The organism is Rhizobacter sp. P3_B12 (assembly GCF_056402895.1).
In genome coordinates, this window is sequence record NZ_JBFUGN010000685.1 from 1 (window position 1) to 3,362 (window position 3,362).

At 68.5% G+C, this 3,362-nt stretch carries 4 protein-coding genes; 3 read left to right on the forward strand and 1 reads right to left on the reverse strand.

The genetic code is table 11. From position 1 onward, the window contains the following. The 3 genes from AC1D01_RS26145 to AC1D01_RS26155 form a co-directional block, all read left to right on the forward strand. A partial coding sequence (locus AC1D01_RS26145; RefSeq protein WP_477871558.1) for a chromosome segregation SMC family protein occupies window positions 1-629 on the forward strand: 629 nt, incomplete at its 5' end. 22 nt (window positions 630-651) lie between these two features. Then, window positions 652-1,755, forward strand: coding sequence for a cell division protein FtsZ (locus AC1D01_RS26150; protein WP_477871560.1), 1,104 nt, complete (start codon window positions 652-654; stop codon window positions 1,753-1,755). A 98-nt stretch (window positions 1,756-1,853) separates the two neighbouring features. Next, a complete protein-coding gene (locus AC1D01_RS26155; protein WP_477871562.1) occupies window positions 1,854-2,405 on the forward strand; it encodes a hypothetical protein in 552 nt (183 codons plus the stop codon). A gap of 7 nt (window positions 2,406-2,412) precedes the next feature. On the opposite strand, the gene mltB is transcribed toward AC1D01_RS26155, so the two are convergent. After that, the coding region (gene mltB / locus AC1D01_RS26160) for a lytic murein transglycosylase B (protein ID WP_477871564.1) at window positions 2,413-3,362 on the reverse strand (950 nt) is incomplete at its 5' end.

Consider the following 3,362-nt stretch of genomic DNA (forward strand, 5'->3'; position numbering starts at 1 on the left):
AGATCACCGCGCTCGGTGCGGTCAACCTGGCGGCGCTCGACGAGCTCACCGCGTCGCGCGAGCGCAAGACCTTCCTCGATTCGCAGAACGCCGACCTGAACGAGGCGATCAACACGCTCGAGGGCGCGATCCACAAGATCGACCTCGAAACGCGCGACCTGCTCGCCAGCACCTTCAACCAGGTCAACGAGCATTTCGGGCGCATGTTCCCGAGCCTGTTCGGCGGCGGGCAGGCCAAGCTGATGATGACCGGCGACGAGATCCTCGATGCCGGCGTGCAGGTGATGGCGCAGCCGCCGGGCAAGAAGAACAGCACGATCCACCTGCTGTCGGGCGGCGAGAAGGCGCTCACCGCGATCGCGCTGGTGTTCGCGATCTTCCAGCTGAACCCGGCGCCGTTCTGCCTGCTCGACGAGGTCGACGCGCCGCTGGACGATGCCAACACCGAGCGCTACGCGAAGCTCGTGAAGCAGATGTCCGAGGGCACGCAGTTCCTGTTCATCAGCCACAACAAGATCGCGATGGAGATGGCCGAGCAGCTGATCGGCGTGACGATGCAGGAGCAGGGTGTCTCGCGCATCGTCGCGGTCGACATGGAAGCGGCCGTCAGCCTGGCCGAGGCGGCCTGATGACCAACTCGTCGCAGCGCTGATGAGCACGCTGACCGTCTCGCTGGCCGCGCTGGGCGGCGTCGTGCTGGCCGGTGTCATCGCGCACGGCGCGTGGCAGGCGCGCAAGGCCGGGCCGCGGCGGCCGATGGAGGCGCTGCCGCCACCGGGGATTGCCTCGGCTGCGGACGGCCGCGATCCCGCCGAGCCGCGCGAGCAGCGCGAGCCGGTGTTCGGCGAGCCGCAGCCGGTCTCCCCAGGCCACGACCCCTCTGCACGCATCGACCTCGGCAGCGCGCTGCAGCCGCCGCCGGTGCGCCGCGCCAGCGTGCGCATCGATGCGCTGATCGACGCGATCGCGACGCTGACGCTCGAGTCCCCCGTCAGCGCCGAATCGGTGCTGCCGCACCTGCCGCCGACGCGCCGCGCCGGCAGCAAGCCGTTCCTGATCGAAGGCCTGAACGCCGACAGCGGCGAGTGGGAGCCGCCCACTGCCGGCCAGCGCTATGGCGAATTCCAGGCCGGGCTGCAACTGGCCAACCGGATGGGCGCGGTCAACGAGATCGAGTACTCGGAGTTCGTGCAGAAGCTGCAGGCCTTTGCCGAATCGATCGGCGCGATGGCCGATTTCCCGGACATGCTCGATGCGGTCGCCCGGGCGCGCGAGCTCGATGGCTTTGCCGGTGCGCACGATGCGCAGCTCGCGGTGCACCTGCAGGCGCGTTCGGCGGCCTGGAGCGTGGGCTACATCCAGCAGCATGCGGCGCGCCACGGCTTCGTGCCGGGCGTGGTGCCGGGCCGGCTGGTGCTGCCGGCGGCCGACGAGGGCGCGCCACCGGTGCTGACGCTCAGCTTCGATCCGCAGGCGGCCTTCGCCGACGACCCGAACACGTCGGTGGTGCGCGACGTGACGCTGAGCTTCGACGTGCCGCAGACCGATGCGCGCGCCGAGCCGTTCATCGCCTGGCAGGCGAGTGCGCAGGCCCTGTCGCTCGGCATGGACGCGGCGATCGTCGACGACAACGGGCAATCGCTGCGGCCCGAGGGGTTCGCCGCGATCGGCGGGGAGCTGGGGCAGCTGTACCAGGCGCTGGAGACGCACGACCTGGCGGCCGGCACCGCGGCGGCAAGGCGACTGTTCAGCTGAACGCCTGGCGCGTCGTTGGCCACGCACCGGGCCTGCGATAGGATCGCTGCCGGCCGCGGAGGGCGGCCGCCATCCTCCATACCATCTTGCACACCACCATGAAACGCATACTGGCGATCCTGATCTGTTCCTTTCTCGCGGCCTGCGGCACGCAGATGAAAGTGGCTGCGGTCGACGAGAAGACCGGGCTGTTGAAGTCCGACATCGGCTCGATCTCCAAGGCAACCGTCGTGACGGCCAAGACCATGTCGCTGGCGCCGTTCAAGGGCCTCGCCTTCATCTCCGGTGGTGGGGATTTCGGCGTCAACCAGCTGAAGGCCGTCAAGTACTTCGACCAGGTCGTGAACTACGACGAACTGCAGAAGCTGGTGATCGCGAACAACCTGCAGGACAAGGTGCCCAGCCTGAGCGAGCCGATCGGCCTGAACAAGCTGTACCGGGCTTACAAGCCGTTCCTGTGGGTCAACTTCAAGCGGGTGCAGAAGGACAACAAGCCGTACCTGCAGTTGATTGCGACCAACCCGGACACGCTGGAAGACGTCTTCGTCAGCGAAGTGCACCTCGACTTCGTGTGGGCCGGCGTCAATGACCAGAACTCGCGCTACCCGCTGTTCAATGCCCTCATCGAGTGGCTGAACAAGAACCGCTGATCGCGCGTCAGCGTGGCAGTCGCTGATTCACGGTTGCCACGGCCTGCCCCAGCTCGATCACCGCCAGCGCGTAATAGCTCGACCAGTTGTAGCGCGTCACCGCATAGAAGTTCGGCGTGCCGGCCACATAGCTCGGCGCGGCATCGCCGTTCTGCAGTTCGATCAGCGCGAGCTTGTCGCCGAACTCGCGGGCCGCGGCCGGCAGTGCGGCGCCATGCGCCAGGAACTCCTGCGGCGTGAAGCTCGGCACGACGTCGGGCACCAGCAGCGTTGCACGGTCGGCGGCATCGACCGGCGCGGCCACGTCGAAGTGCGTCGGCATGCCGCGCTGCCAGCCGAACTCGGCCAGGTAGTGGGCGACGCTGCCGACGATGTCGGCGCCGCTCGTGTGCAGGTCGACGCGGCCGTCGCCGTCGAAATCGACCGCATAGCGGTTCCAGCTGCTCGGCATGAACTGCCCCATGCCCATCGCGCCGGCGTAGCTGCCCTTCAGCGCGAGCGGGTCGACGTTCTCGCTGTGGCACAGCACGAAGAACTGCTCCAGCTCGTCGCGGAAGAACGCGCTGCGGTCGCGCCGGCCGCTCGGGAAATCGAAGGACAGCGTGGCCAGCGCGTCGATCACGCGGAAGCCGCCCATCTGCTGGCCGTAGATGGTCTCGACGCCGACGATGCCGACGACGATCTCGGCCGGCACGCCGTAGAGCTCTTCGGCGCGGGCGAGCCATTTCTCGTTGTCGCGCCAGAACGCGAGGCCGGCGCGGATGCGCTTCGGCTCGACGAAGCGGCTGCGGTAGGCGGCCCAGTTCTTCGCGGTGCCGGCCGGCGGCGGCATGATGAACTTCGCGACGTTCGGCACGTAGCGCGCCTCGGCCAGCTGCGCCTGCACCCAGTCGGCCGGCAGGCCCTGCCGCTCGGCCAGCTCGGCGCCGAAGCGCATCACGTCGTCGCGGGGGCCAT